The sequence below is a fragment of the Streptomyces sp. HSW2009 genome, assembly GCF_040240285.1.
Lineage (GTDB): Bacteria > Actinomycetota > Actinomycetes > Streptomycetales > Streptomycetaceae > Streptomyces.
This window is the reverse complement of record NZ_JBEHZD010000566.1, coordinates 1-4,735: the sequence shown is the minus strand read 5'-3', so window position 1 is coordinate 4,735 and position 4,735 is coordinate 1. Positions and strand designations below refer to the sequence as shown.

The window sequence follows — 4,735 nt, the reverse complement described above, 5'->3', positions numbered from 1 at the left end:
CCGCCCCCCCCGCGGGGGGCGGGGGGGGGGGGGGGGGGGCGCCCCCCCCCCCCCCCCCCCCCCGGGCCGCCTTCCGCCCGCGCCCCGGGCGGCTTCACCCGCGCGTCACTTCCGCCCCACAGGCCCCACGCCCAACCCCGTACCGCACCCCGCCCCGCGCGGTCAGCCCGGCTGCACGCCGCGCAGGTACGCGCCGAGTGCCTCGATCGCCGCCGGGTTGCGCGGGCTCTCCACCAGGTCCACGTAGTCCAGCGTGAAGATCCGCTTGTTCTTGATCGCCGAGACGCCGGCCAGCGGCGGGTAGTCCAGCAGGAACTTCTTCTTCTGCTCCGCGCTGGTGTCGCCGTAGTTGTTGATGACGATCACCTCCGGGTCCCGGTCCACGACCGTCTCCCAGCCGACCGTCACCCAACTGTCCTTGAGGTCCTTCATCACGTGGTTGCCGCCGGCCTTGGTGATGATGTCGTGCGGGCCGGCGAACTCGCCCGAGGTCAGCGGCTTGTCCCGGCCGTCGTCGTACAGGAAGACCCGCGGCTGCTCCTTCGGCGCCCTCGCCTGCACCGCGGCGATCCGCCGCTGGTAGTCGGCGATCAGCTTCTCCGCCCGGTCCTCGACGTGGAAGAGCTTCCCGAGGTTGCGCAGGTCGGTGTAGAGCGCGTCGAGCGGGGACATCACGCCGCGCGCCTTGCCGCGGCCGTTCCGGCAGGACTCGCTGAGCAGGTACGTGTCCACGCCGAGCTTGTCCAGCGCGGCCGGCGTGAACCCCTCCGACTCCCGGAAGCCGTAGTTCCAGCCGGCGAACACCAGGTCCGCCTTGGCGTCCAGGACCAGCTCCCGGTTGATCTCCGACTTGGACAGCCAGCGCACCTTCTCGTACGCGGCCTTGTACGGCACCGCGTCCAGGTCGCCCTTGTCGTCGGGCATGACGTAGCCGGCCATCCGGTCTTCGAGCCCGAGCGCGAACATGATCTCGGTGATCCCGACGTCGTTGGTCACCACCCGCTCGGGCGCCTTGTCGTACGTGACCTGCGCGCCGCAGTTGGTGAGGGTGACCGGGTAGCCGCCGGTGCCTGACGTGCTGGCCTGCTTGCCCGCCGTCCCCTTCTTGTCCTGGTCGCCGTCGGAGACGTCCGCGCCGCAGCCGGCGACGGTCAGCGCGAGGGCGAGCGCCGCGGCGACGGCGGCGGGGGTACGGAGCGGGCCACGGGGGCGGGTGATGCGCACGGGACTTCCTCGGGGTGGTGGGGAGGGGAGGGTGGTGGGTCGCGCGGGTGGGGAGGGCCGGGTCCGGGTTCGCGGCGGGCCGCGCCGGGCCGGGTCCTACGGCGTCGGCACCGGAGTGTCCGGCGGCGCGGTGGCCTGCGCCGGCAGGGCGGGCCCGGCCACGGCCCGCGGCGCCGGTCCCTGCGCGGGCAGCCGGTCGAAGAGCAGTTGCAGGGCGCCGCTCACCGGGTGCCGTACGGGATGGGCGAGCACCTGGAACACGTCGGCCAACAGCTCGGGCGTGAGCACCTGCTGCGGGGTGCCCGAGGTCACGATGCGGCCCTTGGCGATGACGTACAGGACGTCGCAGTGCCGGGCCGCCAGGTTGAGGTCGTGCAGCGCGGTGAGCACGGTCAGCCCGGCCGGCGCACCGATCGCCCGCCCGACGGCGGCCCGGCCCCGGCCCGTACCTGCGGGTTCCGTACGCGCCGTGCCCGTACGACCGGAACTCATGCGACCGGTATCCGCCGTACCCGTACCCGCCGTATGCGCATCCGTACGACCCGTGCCCGCCGCGCCGGCCTCCGCATCGGCGCCGGCATCCACGGTCACGCCGGCCTCCGGATCGGACCGCAGCAGCGCCAGCACCTCAAGCTGTTGCGCGATGTCCAGGTGGTTGGTCGGTTCGTCCAGGACCAGGATGCGGGGCTGTTGGGCCAGGGCGCGGGCGATCAGGACGCGCTGTTTCTCGCCGCCGGACAGGGTCAGGAAGCCGCGGTCGACCAGATGGTCGGCGCCGACCCGGGACAGCGCGTCGGCGCACACCCGGGCGTCCTCGGCCGAGGCCCGGCCGGTCGCGCTCTGGTGGGCGGTGCGGCCCATCGCCACCACCTCGCCGACGGTGAAGTCGAACTCGCTCGACGACTCCTGCGGCAGCGCCGCCAGCCGCCGCGCGCCCTCGCGGGGCTTCAGGGCGTGCAGGTCGTCCCCGTCCACCCGGACCGCGCCGGCGTTCGGCCGCAGCGCCCGGTACGCGCAGCGCAGCAGCGTGGACTTGCCGCTGCCGTTGGGCCCGATCAGCCCGACCACCTGGCCGCTGGCGGCCCGTACGGTGGCGTCGGCGACCAGGCGGGCGCCGCCGATGTCCACGCTGACGTCTTCGATGTCGATACGCATCAGGCGCCTCCGAAGGTGTAGCCGCGGCGCCGCATCAGCAGCACGAAGCAGGGCACGCCGACGACGGCGGTGATCACGCCGACCGGCAGTTCGACGGGCGCGAGCAGCACCCGGGAGATGATGTCCACCCAGATCAGCAGGATCGCGCCGAGCAGTGGCGCGATCACCAGCACCCGCCGGTGGTCGGCGCCGACCAGCATCCGGGCCACGTGCGGCACCATCAGGCCGACGAAGCCGATGGCCCCGCTGACCGCGACCACGGCGCCGGTGACGGCCGCGGTGATCAGGAAGAGTTCGCCGCGCAGCCGCCGGGCGTCCACGCCGAGCGCGGCGGCCGTCTCGTCGCCCATGGCCAGCGCGTTCAACCGGCGCGCGGACCACATGAGGTGCGCCAGCCCGCCGGCCACCGCACAGGCCGCGATCGGCAGCGACTGCCAACTCGCCCCGCCCAGGCTGCCGAGCAGCCACATCATCGCGGCCCGGCCCGCCTCGCCGTGCTCGGCGCTGAAGACCATCAGGGTGGTGATGGCGGAGAAGCCGTAGTACATGGCGGTGCCGGTGAGCACCAGGCGCAGCGGGGTCAGCCCCTGCGGGGTGCGGGCCGCCGCGTACACCAGGACCATCGCGATCAGCGCCGAGCCGAACGCGGCGCTGGACAGCGCCCAGATGCCGAGGCCGCTGAGGGCGCCGAAGAGGAGTACGGCGTTGGCGCCGACCGCGGCGCCGGAGGAGATGCCGAGCACGAACGGGTCGGCCAGCGCGTTGCGCACCATCGCCTGCACGGCCACGCCGATCCCGGCGAGCCCGGCCCCGACCACGGCCGCGAGCAGCGTCCGCGGGAACCGCAGCTCCCAGACGATCGTGTACGCGGAGACCTCGTCGGACGCGATGGTGCCGCCGGTCAGCCCGGCGCCGAGGAACCGCAGCACCTCGCCCCAGGAGAGCCCGGCCGCCCCGAACCGCACCCCGCACACCAGCGACAGCGGCAGCGCGATCAGCAGGGCGACGAGCAGTGGCAGCAGGGGCACGCGGCGCACCGGGCGCCGGCCGTCGGGCGCGCCTGTGGCGCCGGCCGCGCGGGGAGGGGCGGCGTCCTCGATGGTGGCAGCCACGGGCGGCTCCCCCTTCGCCTCGGGCCGCGACCGTACGGTGAAGGAGTGCCCGGCAGCGCCGGGTGTTTCCCCTCGCAGTCCGCGGCGAGTTGTTCAGGAACGAGCGCCACCGCGGGTGATCGGGCTCGCGGCGCCGGCATCCCTGGGATGCGCGGCTCCGTCAACCGTTGCGGGTCAGCGCCGGACTCTCACCGGACTTCCCCCGCGGGGCGCGTATGCAGTTGTGGAACGAGATCGGGCTCAGCCGTGCGCGGCCGGGACCAGTCGGGCCAGCCGTGCTCCGTCGGAACCGGCCGGGCCCGGTGGCGCGCCGTCGGGCGCCGGGCCGTATCCGCTACGGAACCACGGGTGGGCGGTCCGCGTCACCAGGCACGGCTGAACGGACGGGACACGGGGCCGGAACAACGGGCCCGGCGGGCCGGGCGGGGCCGATCGGCTCAGTGGGCCGGGTGGGACGGGCGGGCCCGGCCGGTCACTTGAAGAACGCGATGCCGTCGTCGGGCAGGTCCTTGAGGTCCTTGGCCCACTCCCGCGGGTCGACGACCTTCTTCAGGTGCGCCGACATGTAGGGCCGCAGCGGCACCTCGGGGGTGGCCTTCTCACCCACCCACATCAGGTCGCTCTTGACGTACCCGTACAGCCGCTTGCCGCCGGTGTAGGGGCCGGCGGACGCGGTGCGCGCGCCCGCGTCGGTGACCAGGTCGATCTGCGGCTTCTGGTCGGCCAGCTCGCCGTACCAGATCTCCACGACGCCCTGGTCGCGGATCATGACGACCTCGACCTTGCGGTCCTTGTCGATCCGCCAGTACCCGGTCTCGGACTCCAGCGGGCGGACCTTCTTGCCCTCGTCGTCCAGCTCCCAGGTGTGCGAGACGTACTCGATGAAGTCGCGGCCGTCGTGCGTGAAGGACGCCTCCTGCCCGAAGTTGCACTTCTCGGCGCCGGGGAAGTCGAAGACGCCCGCGCCCTCCCACCTGCCGAGGAGGAAGACGAGGGGGACGAGGTCCGGGTGGAGGTCGGACGGGATCTCGATCATGAGCTGCTCAGGCGATCTGTAGTGCGGACGGGAGACGGCGCCGTGCCGTGGGGCCGACGGCTGCCGCGGGGGGCGCCCCCGGGGGCGGGGGGGGCCCCCCGGGCGCGGCGCCCCCCCCCCCCGCCCCCGCCCCCGCGCCCCGTCCTTCCCGCCCGCCAACTGGCGCTCCACCAGCCGCTGTTCCCGTACGTCATCGGCGGTCTCCAGG

The 4,735-nt window shown here is 74.1% G+C and carries 4 protein-coding genes; all 4 read right to left on the bottom strand.

Annotated features, from left to right (window positions below):
• Window positions 1-162: 162 nt before the first annotated feature.
• Window positions 163-1,224, bottom strand: coding sequence for an ABC transporter substrate-binding protein (locus AAHZ94_RS28655; RefSeq protein WP_349996497.1), 1,062 nt, complete (start codon window positions 1,222-1,224; stop codon window positions 163-165).
• A gap of 96 nt (window positions 1,225-1,320) precedes the next feature.
• Complete coding sequence (locus AAHZ94_RS28650) at window positions 1,321-2,379, bottom strand: ABC transporter ATP-binding protein (protein WP_349996495.1); 1,059 nt, start codon at window positions 2,377-2,379, stop codon at window positions 1,321-1,323.
• Entirely contained in the window at window positions 2,379-3,479 is a 1,101-nt protein-coding gene (locus AAHZ94_RS28645; protein WP_502964809.1) for a FecCD family ABC transporter permease, read from the bottom strand. The genes AAHZ94_RS28650 and AAHZ94_RS28645 overlap by 1 nt, the downstream gene beginning before the upstream one ends.
• Window positions 3,480-3,963: 484 nt before the next feature.
• Complete coding sequence (locus tag AAHZ94_RS28640) at window positions 3,964-4,527, bottom strand: heme-binding beta-barrel domain-containing protein (RefSeq protein ID WP_349996499.1); 564 nt, start codon at window positions 4,525-4,527, stop codon at window positions 3,964-3,966.
• Window positions 4,528-4,735: the final 208 nt, after the last annotated feature.